Origin of the sequence: Dactylosporangium vinaceum, from assembly GCF_019904175.1 — a bacterium.
Taxonomy (GTDB): domain Bacteria; phylum Actinomycetota; class Actinomycetes; order Mycobacteriales; family Micromonosporaceae; genus Dactylosporangium; species Dactylosporangium vinaceum.
In genome coordinates, this window is sequence record NZ_CP061913.1 from 1,690,696 (window position 1) to 1,709,491 (window position 18,796).

Annotated in this window: 15 protein-coding genes and 1 pseudogene; 9 read left to right on the forward strand and 7 right to left on the reverse strand. The window is 70.3% G+C overall.

Annotated elements, in window-relative coordinates:
* Positions 1-19 precede the first annotated feature (19 nt).
* Together Dvina_RS07405 and Dvina_RS07410 are read right to left on the reverse strand one after the other, a co-directional pair.
* A complete protein-coding gene (locus Dvina_RS07405; RefSeq protein ID WP_223101600.1) occupies positions 20-523 on the reverse strand; it encodes a MarR family winged helix-turn-helix transcriptional regulator in 504 nt (167 codons plus the stop codon).
* A 16-nt stretch (positions 524-539) separates the two neighbouring features.
* Positions 540-896, reverse strand: a complete 357-nt coding sequence (locus Dvina_RS07410; RefSeq protein WP_223101601.1) for a DoxX family protein — start codon at positions 894-896, stop codon at positions 540-542.
* Between the two features lie 91 nt (positions 897-987).
* Here Dvina_RS07410 and Dvina_RS07415 point away from each other — a divergent pair, with 91 nt between their 5' ends.
* The 6 genes from Dvina_RS07415 (at position 988) to Dvina_RS07440 (ending at position 6,800) form a co-directional block, all read left to right on the forward strand.
* On the forward strand, positions 988-1,365 hold the full coding sequence (locus Dvina_RS07415; protein ID WP_223101602.1) for a DUF7144 family membrane protein: 378 nt from the start codon (positions 988-990) through the stop codon (positions 1,363-1,365).
* 55 nt (positions 1,366-1,420) lie between these two features.
* Positions 1,421-2,407, forward strand: a complete 987-nt coding sequence (locus Dvina_RS07420; protein WP_223101603.1) for an alpha/beta fold hydrolase — start codon at positions 1,421-1,423, stop codon at positions 2,405-2,407.
* 73 nt (positions 2,408-2,480) lie between these two features.
* Positions 2,481-2,981 carry a DUF456 domain-containing protein gene (locus tag Dvina_RS07425; protein WP_223101604.1) on the forward strand — a complete coding sequence of 167 codons (501 nt, stop codon included), beginning with the start codon at positions 2,481-2,483 and terminating at the stop codon, positions 2,979-2,981.
* A 71-nt stretch (positions 2,982-3,052) separates the two neighbouring features.
* Positions 3,053-3,823 (forward strand): maleylpyruvate isomerase family mycothiol-dependent enzyme, encoded by a 771-nt coding sequence (locus Dvina_RS07430; protein WP_223101605.1) that lies wholly within the window; start codon positions 3,053-3,055, stop codon positions 3,821-3,823.
* Between the two features lie 647 nt (positions 3,824-4,470).
* Positions 4,471-6,246 carry a 3-hydroxyacyl-CoA dehydrogenase family protein gene (locus Dvina_RS07435; protein WP_223101606.1) on the forward strand — a complete coding sequence of 592 codons (1,776 nt, stop codon included), beginning with the start codon at positions 4,471-4,473 and terminating at the stop codon, positions 6,244-6,246.
* A gap of 278 nt (positions 6,247-6,524) precedes the next feature.
* Positions 6,525-6,800: a hypothetical protein gene (locus Dvina_RS07440; RefSeq protein WP_379992997.1), complete on the forward strand. Its 276-nt coding sequence runs from the start codon at positions 6,525-6,527 to the stop codon at positions 6,798-6,800.
* 263 nt (positions 6,801-7,063) lie between these two features.
* Here Dvina_RS07440 and Dvina_RS07445 read toward each other — a convergent pair whose 3' ends face one another.
* Positions 7,064-8,137 (reverse strand): glycosyltransferase family 2 protein, encoded by a 1,074-nt coding sequence (locus tag Dvina_RS07445; protein ID WP_223101608.1) that lies wholly within the window; start codon positions 8,135-8,137, stop codon positions 7,064-7,066.
* Positions 8,138-9,261: 1,124 nt separating this feature from the next.
* Here Dvina_RS07445 and Dvina_RS54060 point away from each other — a divergent pair.
* Positions 9,262-10,442: pseudogene (locus Dvina_RS54060) on the forward strand (sugar transferase).
* Positions 10,443-10,612: 170 nt separating this feature from the next.
* Here Dvina_RS54060 and Dvina_RS07460 read toward each other — a convergent pair.
* Positions 10,613-11,512, reverse strand: a complete 900-nt coding sequence (locus tag Dvina_RS07460; RefSeq protein WP_223101611.1) for a TIGR03621 family F420-dependent LLM class oxidoreductase — start codon at positions 11,510-11,512, stop codon at positions 10,613-10,615.
* 489 nt (positions 11,513-12,001) lie between these two features.
* Here Dvina_RS07460 and Dvina_RS07465 point away from each other — a divergent pair, with 489 nt between their 5' ends.
* A complete protein-coding gene (locus Dvina_RS07465; protein WP_246656084.1) occupies positions 12,002-13,117 on the forward strand; it encodes a hypothetical protein in 1,116 nt (371 codons plus the stop codon).
* Between the two features lie 137 nt (positions 13,118-13,254).
* On the opposite strand, the gene Dvina_RS07470 is transcribed toward Dvina_RS07465, so the two are convergent.
* Positions 13,255-14,877 carry a lipopolysaccharide biosynthesis protein gene (locus tag Dvina_RS07470; protein WP_223101612.1) on the reverse strand — a complete coding sequence of 541 codons (1,623 nt, stop codon included), beginning with the start codon at positions 14,875-14,877 and terminating at the stop codon, positions 13,255-13,257.
* Between the two features lie 297 nt (positions 14,878-15,174).
* Between Dvina_RS07470 and Dvina_RS07475 the strand changes: the two genes are divergently transcribed.
* Positions 15,175-16,287, forward strand: coding sequence for a glycosyltransferase family protein (locus tag Dvina_RS07475; RefSeq protein WP_223101613.1), 1,113 nt, complete (start codon positions 15,175-15,177; stop codon positions 16,285-16,287).
* Between the two features lie 57 nt (positions 16,288-16,344).
* Here the strand turns inward: Dvina_RS07475 and Dvina_RS07480 are convergent, their stop codons facing one another.
* Positions 16,345-17,727 carry an O-antigen ligase family protein gene (locus Dvina_RS07480; RefSeq protein ID WP_223101614.1) on the reverse strand — a complete coding sequence of 461 codons (1,383 nt, stop codon included), beginning with the start codon at positions 17,725-17,727 and terminating at the stop codon, positions 16,345-16,347.
* 15 nt (positions 17,728-17,742) lie between these two features.
* Positions 17,743-18,711 carry a YveK family protein gene (locus tag Dvina_RS07485; RefSeq protein ID WP_223101615.1) on the reverse strand — a complete coding sequence of 323 codons (969 nt, stop codon included), beginning with the start codon at positions 18,709-18,711 and terminating at the stop codon, positions 17,743-17,745.
* Between the last annotated feature and the right edge of the window lie 85 nt (positions 18,712-18,796).

Here is an 18,796-nt window from a genome sequence, read left to right on the forward strand (position 1 = left end):
ATTCCTGTGCCGGGATCATTTATATGGCCCGTGTGCCGCCCGCGGGTGGTCCCTTCGGCGCACCCGGGCACGAGTCGCCGAGCTTCCCCGCGACGGCCTCGAGCGCGTCGGCGAGGGCGGCCGTCTGCGCCTCGTCGAGGTGGTCGAAGATCAGCCGGCGGACGTCGGCCACGTGCTCGGGCGCGACGCGCTCGGCGAACGCGCGGCCGGCGTCGGTGATCCGGGCGATGCTGACCCGGCCGTCGCCGGAGTCGGGGGCGACGTCGACGTACCCGAGCTCGACGAGCTTGCGCATGCGGTGACTCAGCCGGCTCGGCGACATGTTCATCTGCCCGGCCAGGTCGGACAGCCGTAGCCCGTCGCCGGCCTCGCTGAGGGCGGCCAGCAGCCCGTATTCGACGTGGACCAGGCCGTGCGGGCGGAACGTGCGCTCCAGCTCGGGAAACCCGACGAGCACGACGGCCAGCAGCGACAGCCAAGCCCGGCGCTCGGTGTCGTCCAGCCATCGCGGCTCGTCCGTCATGCCCACCACAGTAAGTTCAGAATCGGCCGATCGCGATGATCACCGCGAGGGCGCCGAGGACGAGGTTGACGACGATCATCGGGTACTCCTTCGCCCGCGCGTGATCGACGATCGCCAGCAGCATGATGATCGCCAGGCCGACAGCGGCGAGCGGGGTCAGGATCGGTGCGATCCCGGTCGCCCACGGCAGGATCAGCCCGAGGCCACCCAGGATCTCGACGATGCCGATGAACCGGACAGTGCCCTTGCTGTACCGCGGCACCCAGGTCATCTTCTCGGCCAGCTTCTCCACCGGCTGGGTCGCCTTGGTGACGCCGGCGCCCACGAATGCCACGCCCAGCAGGCACTGCAGTACCCACAGAAAAATATTCATGGCCCGAGACTGTACTTGAAGCTTCAAGTTTCTAGAAGGCACCCGGCGCGGGCGAGGGCCGATCATTCGCCGGGCGTCGATCGTGCAGGGTATGGAGACCTTCCGGCGCCCGTTCGGGGCCAGCCTGATGATCGTCATCGGCATCTTCCAGGTGGTCGTCGGGCTCACGGCGATCTTCCAGCGGGCCTTCTACATCCTGGCCGGGAGCTACCTCTTCGGCTTCTCCGTCGTCGGCTGGGGCTGGACCCATCTCGCGCTCGGCGTGCTGCTGCTGCTAGCCGGCGGGGCCGTGCTCGCCGGGCAGCTGTGGGGCCGGGTCGTCGGGATCGTGCTGGCTTCCCTGAGCGCGGTCGCCAACTTTGTGTTCCTGCCGTACTACCCGCTGTGGTCGATGCTGATCATCGCCGCTGACGTCGCGGTGATCTGGTCGCTGACGAGGTATGGCCGGGAGGAGGCCGTGCTGCGCTGAAGGTGTGTGGGCCGCCCACATGTGACAGGCCCACAGGCGGTGCGACCATGCGGTGATGCACGTCACGACCCAGGGGCCGGACAGCGGCCCGACAGTACTGCTCATTCACGGCAACGTGTCCGACTCGACATATTGGGAACCGCTCGTCCGGCACCTGCCGCCGCATTGGCGCGTGGTCCGGCCCGACCTGCGCGGATTCGGCAAGAGTGAGGCGCTCGGCATCGACGCCACCCGCGGGCTGCGCGACTTCGCCGACGACCTCGAGCCCCTGCTCGGTCCGGACCCGATCACGGTGGTGGGCCACTCGATGGGCGGCGGCGTGGCCATGCAGCTGCTGCTGGACCACCCCGAGCGCATCGGCGCCTTAGTGCTGGAGGCGCCCGTCTCGCCGTACGGCTTCGGCGGCACCCGCGACCTCGACGGCACGCCGACCACCGCCGACCACGCGGGCTCGGGCGGCGCGTCGGCGAACCCCGACTTCGTCCGGCTCCTGCAGGCCCAGGATCGCGGGACCGCAGAGCAGGCCAGCCCCCGCAACGTGCTGCGCGCCTTCTACGCCGCCCCGGGCTTCGACTTCGGTGCGGACGAGGACCTGCTCGTCGACAGCATGCTGTCCACGTCGATCGGCGAAGATCAATACCCCGGCGATGGTACGTCCAGCCAGCAGTGGCCGGGCCTGGGCCCCGGCACCAAGGGCGTCCTCAACACCATGTCGCCGCGCTGGCTGGACCTGTCCGGGATCGCCGACGTGCCGGTGAAGCCGCCGATCACCTGGGTTCGCGGCGACCAGGACGTGATCGTGTCGGACGCGTCGCTGTTCGACCTGGCCCAGCTGGGCAAGCTCGGGCTCGTGCCCGGCTGGCCCGGCGAGGAGGCGTGCCCGCCGCAGCCGATGATCGGACAGACAAGGGCGGTCCTTTCACGGTACGCCGACCGCGGTGGCTCCTACCGCGAGGTCGTCTGGACCGGCGTCGGGCACAGCCCGCACGTGGAGCGCCCGCTCGACTTCGCCGCCGTCCTGCGCGAGGTCGTCGGCGCGTGATCGGTCCGTCCGGAGCGCCGCGAACGGGCGTGGGCGGATGCGCCGGGCCGCCGCGTGCTGCACAGTGTTGCGTGTGAATGTGACCGACAGCGGCGGCCTGGTCTCCATCATCGCGCCGATCTGCGTCGTCGTGGGCATCATCGGGGTGCTGGTCCCGATGATCCCCGGCCTCCTGCTGTGCTGGGCCGGCGTCGCCGCGTGGGCGGTCTTCGGCGGCCACGGCGCGACCGGCTGGGCGGTCGGGATAGCGGCGACGGTGGTGCTGGCGCTGGGCTTCGTCGCGAAGTACCTGGTGCCGGGGCGCAACCTGAAGCGGGCCGGCGTATCGAACCTGACGCTGTTCCTGGGCGGGGTCGGCGGCATCATCGGCTTCTTCGTGATCCCGGTCGTCGGCCTGATCGCCGGGTTCATCCTCGGCATCTACCTGGTGGAGCTGGCCCGGCAGTCGAACGCCGCGAGCGCCTGGCAGTCCACGAAGCACGCGCTGAAGGCGGCGGGCCTGTCGATGCTCATCGAGCTGGCCACGGCGTTCATCATCGCCGGGATCTGGATTGCCGGAGTTTGGCTCGGTTAGCCCCCTCGTCGCCCTCCTCGTCCGTCCGGTAGCCGTCTTTTTTTGTCGTACCCCTGTGGCACTGTGTCGGCATGGAGATCGGTCGGCATGTTGACGCATTGGAGCGCGCCGGACTGGATCTCGTCGATGCCGCGGAGAAGGCCGGCTTCGACGCCCCGGTTCCGACCTGCCCGGAGTGGACCGTCCGCGAGCTGGTGCAGCATGTCGGCTACGTCCATCGATGGGCCGCCGCCTACGTCCGCACCGGCCGCTCGGCGATCCTGACCGACGACGAGGAGGCCGACGCGGTCGGGCCGTTCCCCGAGGACCCCGCGCTGCTCGACTGGTTCCAGGCCGGCCACACCGCGCTCGTCGACGTGCTGCGGGCGGCCCCGGCCGACACCGCCTGCTGGCACTTCCTGCCGGCCGAGTCCCCGCTCGCGTTCTGGGCCCGCCGCCAGGCCCACGAGACCACGATCCATCGGGCCGACCTGCAGGGCGCGGTCGGCTCCATCGCCGGTGTGGAGGCCGATCTGGGGCTCGACGGGATCGACGAGCTGCTGATGGGCTTCTACGGCGCCCGCGGCCGCCGGCTGCGCAGCGAGGTCGACTGCACGCTGTCGGTCCACGCGACCGACGGCGCGTCCGCCGACGGGCCGCACGCGTGGACGGTGACCATGACCCCGGTCGGCGCCACCATCGTCCGCGGCCTCTCCGACGACGCCGACTGCACCCTGCGCGGCCCGTCGAGCGCGCTGTACCTGGCGCTGTGGAACCGGCGCACCACCGAGGATCTCGACGTGCAGGGCAGCGCGGCGGTGCTGGAGGTGTGGCGGGACCGGGCGACGATCCGCTGGACGTAGGTAGCCGCCACGATCGCCGGCGCGGCGCGGCGCGGCGCGGCGCTGCGGGGCAGGGCGCGGCGGGCAGGGCGCTGCGGTGCGGGGCGCTGCAGGCAGGGCGGTGCAGTGCGGTGCGCTGCAGGCAGGGCGGTGCAGTGCGGTGCGCGGCGGGGCAAGGCGGTGCGCGGCGGGCAGTGCGGTGTGCGGCGGTGCAGTGCGGTGCGCGGCGGGGCAAGGCGCGGCAGGAGAGATGCTCGGCGCGGCAGGGCGGCAGGGCGGCGGGGCAAGGCGCGGCAAGGCGGTGCGCGGCGGGGCAGTGCGGTGTGCGGCGGTGCAGTGCGGTGCGCGGCGGGGCAAGGCGCGCCAGGAGAGATGCTCGGCGCGGCAGGGCGGCGGGGCAAGGCGCGGCAAAGCGGTGCGCGGCGGGGCGGTGCAGTGCGGTGCGGTGCGCGGCAAAGCGGGCGCGGCGGTGCGGGGCAGGGCCGGGTATGGCAAAGCAGTGCGGAGTGGTGCTGGGTGGCGGGGCGGGGTCGAAGGGGCGTGGCGGAGCGTAGGAGCCGGGGCCGGTACACCATGGGCACAGGGGCATTTGCCACAGGGCGGGGATCGATGGGGGTCGGCGTGGCAGACTCGCCCTTGGCCTGAATGAGCGTTTAGGAGGGGTGGCGATGGGGCGCGAGTTTGCATCCGTGGGCGTGGTGGGGCTCGGGACCATGGGCGCCGGCATCGTCGAGGTGTTCGCCCGCAACGGGATCGCCGTCCTGGCTGTCGAGATCAACGAGGCGGCGCTGCAGCGGGGCCGGGACAACCTGCGAGGGAGCGTCGACCGGGCGGTGCGCAAGGGGAAGCTGTCCGAGGCGGACCGTGACGCACTGCTGGAGCGGGTCACGTTCGCGGTCGGGCTGCCGTCACTGCACGCCGTCGACCTGGTGATCGAGGCGGTGCCCGAGCAGCTCGAGCTCAAGCAGCGGCTCTTCGCCGACCTCGACGGCGTGTGCAAGGCCGACGCCATCCTGGCCACCAACACCTCGAGCCTGTCCGTCACCGAGATCTCGGTCGCCACGGGCCGGCCCGACCGGGTCATCGGCATGCACTTCTTCAACCCGGCCCCGGTCATGAAGCTCGTCGAGGTCGTCCGGACCGTCGTCACGGCCGATGACGTCGTCACCGACATCGAGGGCCTGTGCGCGCGGCTCGGCAAGGTCGACGTCACCATCGGCGACCGGGCCGGGTTCATCGCGAACGCGCTCCTGTTCGGGTACCTCAACCAGGCAGTCTCGCTGCTGGAGGCCAGATACGCCTCGCGCGAGGACATCGACGCGGCCATGAAGCTGGGCTGCGGGCTGCCCATGGGCCCGCTCGCGCTGCTGGACCTGATCGGGCTCGACACCGCCTACGAGATCCTCGACACCATGTACCGCCGCGGCGGTAGGGACCGTCGCCACGCCCCAGTGCCGCTCATCAAGCAGATGGTCACCGCCGGGCTGCTGGGGCGGAAGTCGGGCCGGGGCTTCTACGCGTACGAGAAGCCCGGCTCACCGGTCGTCGTGGACGGCGTGGCCGCGACCGCGACGGAGTCCGAGGCGCGGACGATCGCGAAGGTCGGCGTGGTCGGCTCGGGCACCATGGCGACGGGCATCATCGAGGTGTTCGCCCGGGCCGGGCTCGAGGTCGTCTCCGTCACCCGGGGCGCCGAGCAGTCGGGCCGCACCGGGGAGGCGCTGAAGACGTCGCTCGACGAGGCGGTCGTGCGCGGCACGCTCGACGAGGCCGCCCGGGACGCGGCGCTCGGCCGGGTCACCTGGTCGGCCACCATCGAGCACCTCGCCGACGTCGACCTGGTCGTCGAGGCCGTGGTCGAGGACCTCTCGGTCAAGAAGGCGCTGTTCGCCGCGCTCGACGAGACCTGCAAGCCCGGCGTCGTGCTCGCCACCACCACGTCGAGCCTGCCGGTCATCGAGCTCGCGGTCGCCACCCGGCGCCCGGCCGACGTGGTGGGGCTCCACTTCTTCAACCCGGCCCCGGCGGTGGGGCTGGTCGAGGTGGTCCGCACGATCCGTACCTCCGACGCGACGATCGCCACGGCCACCGCCGCCGCCCGCGCCGTGGCGAAGCACCCGGTCGTCTGCGCGGACCGGTCGGGCTTCGTGGTGAATGCGCTGCTGTTCCCGTACCTCAACGACGCCGTCAAGATGGTCGAGGCCTCATACTCGACGGCCGACGACATCGACGCCGCGATGAAGCTGGGCTGCGGTTACCCGATGGGCCCGTTCGAGCTGCTCGACGTCGTCGGCCTGGACGTGGCGCTGGCCATGCAGCGGAAGCTGTACCTGGAGCTGCGCGAGCCCGGCTTCGCCCCGGCCCCGCTCCTGGAGCAGCTGGTCACCGCCGGCTACCTGGGCCGCAAGGTGGGGCGCGGCTTCCGTGACCACTCGGAGCGCTGACCTCGTGAGCGTTGCGGCGCGCCCGCTGCTGGGGCGCCTGGTCACCGTCGGCCGCGGGGGCCGCAAGGTGGGGCGCGGCTTCCGTGACCACTCGGAGCGCTGACCTCGTGAGCGTTGTGGCGTGCTCGCTGCTGGGGCGCCTGGTCACCGCCGGCCGCCTGGGCCGCAGGGTGGGGCGCGGCTTCCGCGGCTACTCGAAGTGCCTGCCACGTTAGTCTTGGAGCGTGTCCCCCCGGCGCAACCACCCCAAACGCGACGAAGACCCGCCGCCGCTCGATCTGGACCGGATCAAGCGCGGCGTCGGCAGCGTGCAGCAGTGGAGCGACGGCGAGTGGCAGGTCCGCAACATCCCCGCCGGGGCCGCGACGAAGGCGTACCGATGCCCGGGCTGTGACCAGGAGATCGCCCCAGGCGTGCCGCACGTGGTCGCCTGGCCCGCCGACGAACGCGGCGACCTCACCGACCGCCGCCATTGGCACACAGGCTGCTGGCGCGCCCGCGATCGCCGCGGTCCCAACACCCAGCGCAGCCGAAGCGCTCCTCGCTACGGCTGACCTCGCTCCGCCCAGCCACCGCCGCGGCCCATCCCGCTGCCCCTCCGCGGCGTCGCAACCCACACCCACCGCCGCGGCGCCGCCCGCAAGCTGATCCGCCGACCGGCCCATCGAATCGTGGTGCCCGTCCGCCGGCAGCGAAGCCGCGCCGGCACCTTCCCCAACAGTGCATTCCCGCGCCGTCACACCGCCGCGCCCCTCACACCCCGCGCTGCGTTGACCTGGCCGATGCTGTTGCGGGCAGTGGGTGGTCGGTGGCGGCGCTATGGCTGGGAGAGGTCGCGGTGGAGTGCGGGGGTGCGGCTCTTCTGGGGCGGGACGAAGGGCATCGGTTCGGTGGTGTCCAGCCAGGACTCGCGGCGGCGCCAGATGGAGAGCCAGGGCTCGCCAGTGGCCGAGCGGAGCCAGGCGGCGGCGGTCAGGATCAGCCCGGCGGCCCGCTCGCGGGACGGGGTGAAGTGGCGGTGGGCGTAGGCCATCCGCTCCGTCAGCAGCGCCGTCGTCACCAGGCGGGCCGGCGGGCGGGGGAGCTCCGGTGCGGCATGGCGGCCGGTCGGGCGCTCCGGTGGGATGGCGGCCATCTGCGCGTCCGGGACAAGTGTCGGGCGGGCTCCCAGGGCCTTTGCGCGCACCGACAGGTCGGCCGTTGGCAGGCGCTCGTCGAAGCCGCCCAGGCGGTCCCACAACGCGCGCTCGATCAGCAGCATGCGGGGAGTCAGGGCCGGTACGGCGCCGCCGATTGCGCGGTCCAGCCGGGGGAGGCGCTCCGGGTCGAAGGGGAGGCCCGCGGCCAGGCAGACGGTGCCCAGCAGGGTCGGCGGGGACTCGATCGTGCGGCCGTCGTCCACTCGGCCCGTCGCCGGGCGGCGGCCGGTGGGGATGAGGCGGTCGCGGACGGTGCGGATGACGCGGCGTGCCCGGCGGCCCGTATGGGGCCAGTAGTACGGCCGCGGAGCCAGGCGGTCGCGCAGCGTACGGCCGGTGCAGAGGCGGTCGGACGGGTGGGAGCCGGCGTGCTCGACAAGGGTGCGGATCGTGTCGCCCAGCGGCTCGAGGCCGGGGTCCAGGAACAGCAGCCACGGCGCCTTCGCGGCCGCGGCGCCCAGATTGAGGGCGGCGGGAGCGGGCAGCGGCTCGTCGCGGCGGATCACGTTCACCGCGCGGAAGGCGTGGCGGACCGCGGCGGCGGTGTTGTCGGTGGAGGCGTTGTCCACGACGATCATCTCGGTCGGCACCTCGGTGCTGCGCTGCACCGCGGCCAGGCCCTTGAGCAGGCCCTCGCGCGAGTTGTGGGCGACGGTGACGATGCTGACGACCGGTCCTGTGCTGTGGCTCACGAGGGGCTCCCACGGCTGCTCGTGCCTGCTCCGGCTCCAGCGGCGGGGCTGAAGCTTCCCGGATAGTACCGGCGGTCGGGGTGAATGGACCGAAAGTACCGGGTGAAGTCCGCCGAGAGGCCACCGCAGAACCCGACCAACGGGGCCTGCGAGCTGCGAAAACGATCATTCCGGACATGAACTGACCTCGGATCCGCCTGCCGCCAGGTGGCCCTGCGCTGCTATCCTCTCGTCGGCGGAGCAGGAAAGCCCGGACAGTTATTTGCGCACATGCATTGAAATGTTCCTCGCACCATTGCCGAGTGGCCCCGAAATCGGGCAGTGCTCGGATAGCGGGGACGACGCAATGGGCGGAAGTGGCCGGGGGCGGCGGCTTGATGGTGACGCTCGGTTTTTGCTCCTGCGGTGAGTGACGAAGATCGAACGGACGGTGATCATGCCGGTGTCCTCGGCGATCAAGCGTTCGACCTGGCTGGACCGGTCGGGCCCGATTGACTCCTGTCACTCCATCAACTTTTAAGTCCGGCATAGAACTTCATTAAGGCGACGCAGCGTGATATTCGACAAGGATTTTCGAACGCCGCGCCGTCTTGTCCTTTTTTCCCTTATTCGACGACGCTTTGCGCAAAGGTGCAGCACCGTGGGTGTCAATAGCACCTTCAGCCACGTCGGAAATGCGGCACGACGCTACCGGCCAAACTTCGCACCCGGTACCTTACCGCCGGGGTTCGACTGTGCACGGGCAGTCGCGGCCCCGCACAACACCACATTTCACCTTCGATAAGTGGATCTGAGCAGCACGTAAGGGGGTTGGGATGGTTCTGGCGGATTCGGCCACGGTCGAGACCGCGGTGATGGCGGCGTTCCCAGGGGTCCAACGACGCCGCCTCAGGTCGACCGGGCGCAATCTGTCGGTCGCCTTTCTCGGTGACGTCCTCGCCGTGACGATCGCCATCATGACTGTCGTCCTGTTCATGGCCGGCGATCTGATGGGCGGTGCCTTCGTGGCGCCCGGCGAGGGCGTGCGGCCCGCCTTCTCCGTCATCACGTTCGGCCTGTTCTGGCTGCTGCTGCTGGCCGGCAGCCGGATGTACGACCGCTGGTTCCTGGAGAACCGCACCGGCATGATCTACCGGAGCCTGCGCGCCGCGGTCGTCGCGGTCGCGATCCTGGCGCCGATCTGCGTGCTCTTCGACATGCTGTACCTGCTCAAGCCGATCATCGTCGCGGTGCCCGTCGCCGCCGCACTCACCATCGCGGGCCGCTACACCACCCTGGCCGTGCTGCGGACCGTGCAGCGCGAGTACGTCCGCCAACGCGCCCTGGTCATCGGCCCCGCCGACTCGGTCGTCACGCTGCTCACCGCGCTGCAGCGGGACCGCTCCTACGGCCTGCGCGTCGCCGGCGCCTGCATCACCGACCTCGACCAGGCCCGCAAAATCACCGCACAGAACATTCCGGTGTACGGCGATCTCAAGGACGTCGCCGGGACCGCACTCGGCGCCGGCTGCACCGCGGTGCTCGTCGCGCTGCCGCTGGAAATGGACCCGTACAAGATGCGCCGGCTGGCCTGGGAGCTGTCGGACAACGACATCGAGCTCCTGGTCGCGCCGGCGCTGCCCGAGGTCGCGCCCGAGCGGGTCGCGGTGCTGCCGAGCGGCGGCGGCCCGCTGCTGCACGTGCGCGCCCCCGTGCTCACCGGCCCGCAGCGGGCGGTCAAGAACGTGCTCGACCGGCTGCTGGCCACGATCCTGCTGATCCTGGCCGGCCCGTTCATGATCTTCACTGCGATCATGATCCGGGTCACGACCCCGGGGCCGGCCCTGTTCCGCCAGCCGCGCGCCGGGATCAACGGCAAGGAGTTCACTGCTACAAGTTCCGCACCATGGTCAAGGATGCGGACAAGAAGCGGCAGGAGATCGAGCACCTCAACCAGAACGCCGACGGCCTGCTGTTCAAGATGAAGCGGGACCCGCGGGTGACGAAGGTCGGCTCGATCCTGCGCCGCACCTCGCTCGACGAACTTCCGCAGCTGCTCAACGTCATCAACGGCACGATGTCGATGGTGGGCCCCCGCCCGCCGCTGATGTCCGAGGTCGCCGGATACGACGACGACGTGCGCCGCCGTCTGCTGGTCAAGCCGGGCATGACCGGCCTGTGGCAGGTCAGCGGCCGCTCCGACCTGTCGTGGCAGGAGTCGGTGCGCCTCGACCTCAACTACGTCGACAACTGGTCGCCGCTGCTCGACCTGCGCATCCTGGCCCGCACCGCCAACGCCGTCATCCGCGGCACCGGCGCCTACTAGCAGCACACCCCGACAACGGACATCCCCCGCAACGAACAACGCCCCGCACGGACAGCGCCCGCAACACGGACAACGCCCCCGCAACGACAGCGCCCCGAAACGGACAACGCCCCGCAACGACAGCGCCCCGGTGAGGTTTTCACCGGGGCGTTCTTATTGCGCGAAAACGGTCACAGCAATTTGTTCACGATGGGCGCGACCGCGAGCGGGTTGCCGCCCAGGTGGATTTCGGAAATGCCGGTTTCGTCGCGCAGCTCCAGCAGGACGTCGGCGCAGCGGGTGACGTCGCCGTCCAGGGCCAGCGGGGACCTGTCGTAGACGCCCTCGGGCAGCCAGCTCAGCAGGCCCGAGGACCAGTGGTGCTCGGCGATCCGGACGTCGAGCATGCTGACCTGCAGCCGCAGCTCGTCGGGGTCGCGGCCGGCGGCTGCGGCGGCCGTGCGGACCAGCTCGACCTTCTCGCGCAGGCCCTCGCTGCTGAGCTCGTGCTCGATCCGCTCGATGGACAGGTCCTTGCTGAGCCGCGGGTTGATGTTCACGACGTCGGCCTCGCGGGCAGCCAGCTCCAGCATCCGCCGGCCGCCGCCGCCGATCATGATCGGCGGGTGCGGGCCCTGGACCGGCCGGGGTGCCCCGGTCAGGCCGCTGATGCGGAAGTGCTCGCCGGCGAAGTCGAACCGCTCGCCCGCGAAGAGGCCCTTGAGCACCGCGATGGACTCGGCCAGCCGGGCGATGCGCACCGGGGCGGGGTCGAACGGGACGCCGGAGACCTGGTAGTCGGTGAGCCGGTAGCCGGCCCCCAGCCCCAGCGTCACCCGGCCTCCGGAGAGCACGTCGAGGTTGCTTATCGAACGGTGCAGGTGGACCGGGTGGTAGAAGTCGTTGCACAGCACGCCGGTGCCGACCCGCAGGGTGGTCGTGGCCTCCGCGGCGCTCGCCATCGTCAGGAGCGGGTCCATCGACCAGCCGTCGCCCAGGTGGTCGGAGACGGCGACGGCGTGAAAGCCGAGGTCCTCGATCTGCCGGAGCCGGTCCCTCCAGCCGGCCAGTGGTGGCCGCAGCACGGGCATCCCGGTAATGAAATGAAACGGGCGTGTTTGCGCGGTCACATGACCCCCCAAAAATGGTCGTGGCCGTCGGACGTCCGGTGCCGAACTTAACTGATACCCTCGGACCCGAAAAGAGGCGTCATAAATCTGTCATATTCCTCGGCGGCGCTCTATGGTTGCGTAGAGTACGCGCGTCCGGGGAGTCGGATAAGAGGCGGAGTGTGCAATGGCGGGCATGGGCGGCGGATCGGCAAGAGCGGCAACGATGCCGTTCGGGCGGCGCTGAAATGCCGGATTCCGCATTGTCCGTCAGTTTTGGTGGCACGGGCTTGCGGCAAACGACCGCAACTGTTCACCGCGAGGTGAGCGAGTGGTCGCGGGCCGTGGTCCCAGGGCGGGGTGACATGGCCGGGAAGCGGCCGTGAGCAGGGCGATCGCGAAAGTTACAAGGTCTGTTCAGTAGGGGTAGTGCCGCGGCGCGCCGCGAGCAGCTGACGGAGGCAGTCTGACGTGCAAACGCAATCCACCAAACAGGGCGAATTGCTTGACCTGAAGACCGGCGACCTGGTTGAAGTGCGCAGCGAGGAGGAGATTCTCGCCACACTCGACGAGCAGGGTGAATTGGATGCGCTGCCATTCATGCCGGAAATGCTGCAGTACTGCGGCAAACGTTTCCGAGTGTACAAATCGGCACACAAGACGTGTGACACCATGCAGCGCTCGGGCATGCGGAAAATGGAGCACGCGGTCCATCTCGTGGGCCTGCGCTGCGACGGTGGCGGCCACGGCGGATGCCAGGCCGGCTGCCTGCTGTTCTGGAAGACGGCCTGGCTGAGCAAGGTCGACCCGGCCGACGCGGGGCAGGCGACACAGGCCACGACGGGAACGATGCAGTCGGCCCGCGGCGGCTCCGCTGATGATCCCGCCCCGGTCGTCGCCGCCCCGGCCGCGTCCCGGCTGCTGCCGCTGGTCGTGCGCAACGCCCAGGGCCCGGCCTTCGAGGACGGCACCGAGCGGTTCCGCTGCCAGGCCACCGAGCTGCTGCGCGCGGCGCCCGAGGTGCTGCCGCTGCTGGAGTTCGGTCAGTTCAGCAAGGACGTGCGGACCGGCAACTTCGGCGTCGGCTGGACCGCGCGGGCGATCGGCGTGGGCGTGTACAACCGCATCCAGCGCGCCTCCAACAAGACCCTGCCCCGCTGGGCCCGCATCCGGGGCGGCAAGGACTGGGGCTACCTGCGCGGCCGGGCCCAGGGCAAGACGCCGACCGGCCGCACCGGCATCGAGGTCGGCGACCTGGTGCGGGTCAAGTCCCGTAAGGAGATCGAGCCGACGCTGAACGAGAACCTGCTCAACCGGGGCATGGGCTTCGACGCGGAGATGGCCCGGTTCTGCGGCAAGACGGCCCGGGTGCTGCGCAAGGTCGACCAGATCATCGACGAGTACACCGGCAAGATGATCTACATGAAGAGCCCGTGCCTGGTGCTCGAGAACGTGGTCTGCGAGGGCGCGTTCAACGCGAACTGCCCGCGGGCGATCACGCCGTACTGGCGCGAGATCTGGCTGGAGAAGCTCGAGGACGGCGCCGAGGGCCGGCCCCAGACCCCGGCCCAGAGCGCGGCGAACTGACCTTACGCAGCGTGACGAAAAAGGCCGCCGCACCTGGGTGCGGCGGCCTTTTCAACGCGCGAATTCATCTGGTCGTCATATGCGGCCCGGCCCGCACAACGCTTTGATGACAAGGGCTCTATCCGGTGGGTACCGCCTCAGGACCGCCCGAACCGCCCGGCCAGGCTGTTACCCATAGACAGCAGCTCCCGCAGCTGGGTGCGGTGGGCCACGCGCAGCACGGCGAGGGCGGCGGCCACGGCGGCGATGAGGCCGGCGATCAGCACGATCAGGTCGTGCCCGTCGATCGCCACCGCGATCGCGAGGTAGACGACGACCATCCAGAAGCCCACGTGCAGCCCGGGCCCGAGGGTCGCGATCTGGCTGCGGACCGTCATCCCCACCAGCCGGCGGCGGACCACCCACTCGACCGGGACCAGCGCGACGGTGGCGATCGTGTAGCCGATGGCCACGCCGATCGCGCCGAACGGCAGGCCGGCCACGATGCCGACCGTCGACACGATCGTCGTGAGCCAGGCCAGCTTGAGGTTGAGCCCCGCCTCGCCGAGACCCAGGACCAGCGGCGCGTGCGACGGCGTGTAGATCGCCTGGAACGCCCCGGCCGTCGCCAGGACCTGCACGATGGGCACCGCCGGCAGCCAGTCGTGCCCGAACAGCAGCAGGACGATCTGGGGTGCGGCCGCGGCGACCAGGGCCATCGCCGGAAGTACCAGTGCCGCCAATGCCCGTGTTGCTTTTGCCGTTTCCGACGCGAGCGCCGTCAGGTTGCCGGCCAGGCGGGAGAACGCCGGGAAGAGCACGGTGCCGATCATCGTGCTGGCCAGCTGGACCGGCAGGAGCAGCAGGCGGTAGGCCAGCCCGTAGAACGCGAGTTGCTCGGGGCCCTGGAACCGGCCGACGAGCACGTTGTCGATGTTGCGCGACACCGAGTTGATGAGCAGGCCCGCGGCGAACGCCCGCCACGAGAAGCCGGCGATCTCCTTGAGCCGGTGCATCCGCAGGTTTGGCCAGCGGCCCGCGCCGGCCAGCAGCATCACGACGGCCAGCACGATGTCGGTGGAGAGGATCTGCGCGACGAGGGCCCAGTAGCCGCCTCCGAGCGCCGCGTAGGTGACGCCGACCGCGCCGCCGAGGGCCGCGCTGGTGATGTCGGCGATGCCGATCTTGCGGAACTCCATGCCGCGCAGGAGCATCGCGCGCGGGGTGATGGCCAGGGAGCGGATGAACAGCGTCGGAGCCAGCGCCATGAGCACGCCGGTCAGCGCCGGGGTCTCCATGAACAGGGCCCACGCGGGGGCGATCGCGACGGTGATGACCGCCAGCAGCGCGCCGATGCCGAGGTTGACGGTGACGACCGCGCCCGGCATGTCCTTCTCGACGATCGGGCGCTGGATCAGGGCGCTGGAGAAGCCCTGGTCGAGCAGGAGGCCGACGACGCCGATGTACACGGTCGCCTGGGCCACGATGCCGAACGAGTCGGGCCCGACGATGCGGGCCAGGACGATCGTGAACAGCACCGTGAAGACCTGGCGGCCGGCCATCGAGATGCCGCTCCAGCGCATCCCGGAGGAGAGGCCGCCGCCCTGGGGGGCGCTGCCGGTGACCGTCGCGGGGTCGATCTCGACGGTGGGCGAGTCGTCGGCCGGTCGGCGCTGCTCGACCGTCGGCGAACCGTCGACGTCCGCGCCGCCGATGACCGAGGACTCCGCGCCGGTCTGATACCGCCGGTGCTCCACGGTCGGGGAATCCTCGATTGACACTGGTCTCCCTGCCGCTGGCGCCATCGGGTATACCGAATATTCGGACGAATGAGTCCGGCGGCGGCTCGCGCGCGCGTTACGGAAATGATCACCGAAGGCCGACGCGCAGGCAGAGTAACAAACGCGCCAACGCTGTGTACAGGTCACTCCAGGAAGTCGGACAGTGACGGTTCTTCCACGTATTTCGGCGGGTTCGAACAATGATCCGCTGTGGTAGCGTGCAGCCCGTCCGCGGGGCCGAGGCAGGAGAGACCGTTGACCCACAAGGCTGATGTCGTCTTCACATTTTCGTACGAAATGTTCGAGGACTCCGTCGCGCGTGAATTCTGTACGCCGGCCGACCAGACGCTGCTCGCCCTCGCCGCCGACGACCGCATCGGCAATCTGGTGGTTTCCGACCCCTTCCGCTCGTATGTCCTGTCCGCCGCCCGTGGCCGCACGACGAGCCTCATCGAGCCGTTCGAGGTCGGCGGCCGCACCGCGATGCGCGCCCGTCCGCATCGCCTGCGCCGCCACGATGCGACAGACGTGGCGACGGTGGAGAAGGCGTACCAGAAGTTCGGCGAGATCCTCGGCGACGCGCTCGCCCAGACCCGCGGCGAGCCCTCGCCCCGCCCGGACTCGGCGACCCTTGTGACGTACCACCCCTTCGCCGCCGCCTGGTGCGACGCCCCGTGGATCAGCAAGATCGTGTACTTCGGCCAGGACGACTGGGCCACCGGCGAGGGCGTGCGCCGCTGGTGGGACGTGTACAAGGCGGCGTACCAGCGGATGGAGGAGCGCAAGGTCGAGATCTTCGCGGTCTCCCAGGAGCTGTGCAACCGCATCTCCCCGCGCGCCCAGGTCGTGCCCAACGGCGTCATCGCCGACAAGTGGCGCCCGCTGCGCCCGGCGCCGGCGCGGATCGCGGAGCTCCCCGGCCCGCGCGTGATCTACACCGGCTCGATCGGCCCGCGCCTCGACAAGGACCTCGTCGAGCTCACCGCGAAGATGGCCGGATCGCTGATCTTCATGGGCCACTTCGGCGACGCCGGTGTCATCTCCTGGCTGCGCACCCTGCCGAACGTCCACGTCTTCGACCGGGTCGGCCAGGAGGAGCTGGCGGCGACGACCCAGGCGTGCGACGTGGGCGTGATCCCGCACCGCGACCAGGCGGGCATTGCGGCCATGTCACCGCTGAAGCTGTACGAGTACCTCAGCGCGGGGCTGCCGGCGGTGGTCATCGACCTCCCGCCGATGCACGGTGTGGACGACGAGCGCGTGCAGATCTGCTCGCGCGACAAATGGGCGGAGGGCCTGCAGCGGGCGCTCGCAATGGGCCGGGCCGACGAGCAGCGCCGCCAGCGCTTCATCGACGAGGTGTCGTGGCAGACCCGCATGGCGCCGGTGGTCGAGGCCTCCGTCAGCTGAGGCGGCCGCACACACTTCGGCCGGTTGGCCCGGGATCAGCACCGGCCGCGGCCCCCTCTACAGGAACCAGCGCGTCGTCGACGTGCGGATGGTGCGGGCCGGGTGGGTCAGGCGCCAGACGGTGCCGCACAGGCCGCACATCAGGGCCAGGGTCATGACGTACGTGCCGTAGCTCAGGCTCATCGAGTCGAACGTCGCCGAGACGGCCAGGGCGATCAGCTGCGTCGAGATCAGCGCGGCGCACAGGTGGCGATCGGCGCGCTCCGTCGAGCGGCGCAAGGCCAGGGCGGCCAGCCAGATCCCCGTGATGTGCAGGAGCGAGATGGTCGCCGCGCCCACGTAACCCGTGCTGAGCAGGGTGATGAGCCACTGGTTGTCCATGACCTGGTACTGCGGGGGAATCCAGGTGCCGGTGCCGCGGCCGAACCAGGGGCGCTGGGAGATGTAGTGGAAGGCCATCGGGTAGCGCTCGGTGCGGGCGTTGATCGACGAGTTCTGGTCGGCGTTGTCGAACAGGCCGAAGATGGTGCGCACCAGGCCGGAGCTCACCGCGCCCAGGCCGGCGATCAGGCCGATCGCCATGACGCCGATGTTGAAGCGGGTGCGCCACTTCCAGACCGGGAACAGCGAGACGAAGACGATGCCGACGGCGATGATGCCGGTGCGGGAGAGGGTCACCATGACGCCGGCGGCGATGATGACCGAGAAGACGGCCGAGGTGCGGCGGCGCTGGGGGGTGCCGGCGAACATCGCGAAGTGGATCGCGAAGGGCAGGACCATGGCCAGGAACGCGGCCAGCTCGATGTAGTGGGTGGTCGTGCTGGCGACGCGGATGCCGCTGCCGCGGACCTCGAAGCCGACCTCGGGGTTCTTCACCTGCAGGCCGGGGATGTTGAGGTACAGCGTGTAGTCGACCTTCGTGACGTACTGCAGCAGGCCGATGAGCGCGACGACCGCGGCGCACGCCACGAGGACCTTCAGGACGCCGCGCATGCGAATCCAGTTCGGCACGCCGTCGGCCGCGGTCAGCAGGACGCCGGAGAAGGCGGCCAGATACAGCATCATGCGGTCGGCACCGTTGGACTCGATTGTCGTCAGCCCGCGCATGAAGCCGATGGCGTAGGAGATGAGCGCCGAGACCAGGAAGATCATCAGAGCCCAGCGCATCGGCTGGGGGCCGGTCATCGACAGGCTCGGGGTGAAGCGGGCCAGCACCCACCACAGGAACAGTCCCAGGGCCAGCACCAGCCCGGGCCGGCCGACGTCGGTCATGCCGGGCACGATCAGGCGGGCCGGGATCACGGTGATGAGGAAGATGGTGATGCTGAGCATCACCGCCGCGTCGATACGGGTGACGCGGCGGCGCGTGACGTAGGTCTTACCCGAGACGTACGACGGTTCCAGGTCCGCGGAGATGTACTCCTCGGTCGCGATCGTCACCGAGCTGCTCCAGCGCTAATGGTTCTTGCCGCGCTTGGCGGAGGCCGGCCGGGGCGGCATCGCGGCAAGCGGGATGACCACCGTCGACTCCGCGTCCGGCATGATGATCGCGGTCTCGTCGCCGGAGGGCTTGCGTTCGCCGGGCTTGGTGTCCTTGCCGCCGGCCGTGGCGCCGGTCGCCGGTCGCTGGTACTCCACCGTCAGCCCGTGTGAGTCGGCCCCCGTCACCACCGGCACCGAGCGGTGGATGGTGCCCGCGTTGACGGCCCCGGCGGCGGTGCCCGGGCGGCGGTCCATGCCGCGCTGCGCGGTAAGCGGCGCGGTGGCCGCGGTGTCGTCGGCGGCGTCGTCGAGCAGCGGCTCGCCCGGCTTGCGGCGGCGGCGCAGCCAGGCGTCGACGCCGATCGTCGTGCCGGCGGTCAGCAGCAGCCCGGCCGCGGCGACCGCGACGAGCGCGCGCTTGACCTTCGAGCTCGACTTCTTGACGTTGCCACCGGCGTCGAGGCGGGTGCCGGTGATCATGATTGCCTTGTTGCTGACGCCGTTGTCCTTCTGGAGCTTCTCGACGCTGTCGGTGAACTTGGTGACGAGCGCGTCGGTCGTCTCCTTGGCCTGGGCCTTGGAGGAGCCGGTGACCTCGAACGTCACGAGCGGCGTGCTCTCGCCCATGGTCACCGTGTAGGTCTCGGCGTAGCCGTTCTTCTTGAACTCGTCGGCGACTGTCTGGTCCATCACCTGGACGATCGCGGCGTTGCCGAGCGTCTGCAGGCCCAGGCCGATCCACTGGTTCTGCTGGTCGGGCGTGATCGCGCCGGGCTCACGGTTGCCCGCGTTGGGCGACACCAGCTGGACGTACGCCGTCGCGACGTAGTCCGGCTTCACCTGGCTCATGGTGACGGCCGTGATGATGACCGACAGCAACAGCATCGGGAGCGCGATCTGCCACCGCCGGACGAGCAGCTTCGTGATGTCCCAGAAGTCCAACGTCGTCCTCTCGATGACCGCTTGGCCGGCGCCGCCACTGTACTGTCTCGAAGCTTCGCAGCCTATCGGCCGCAGCGCCTGCAGC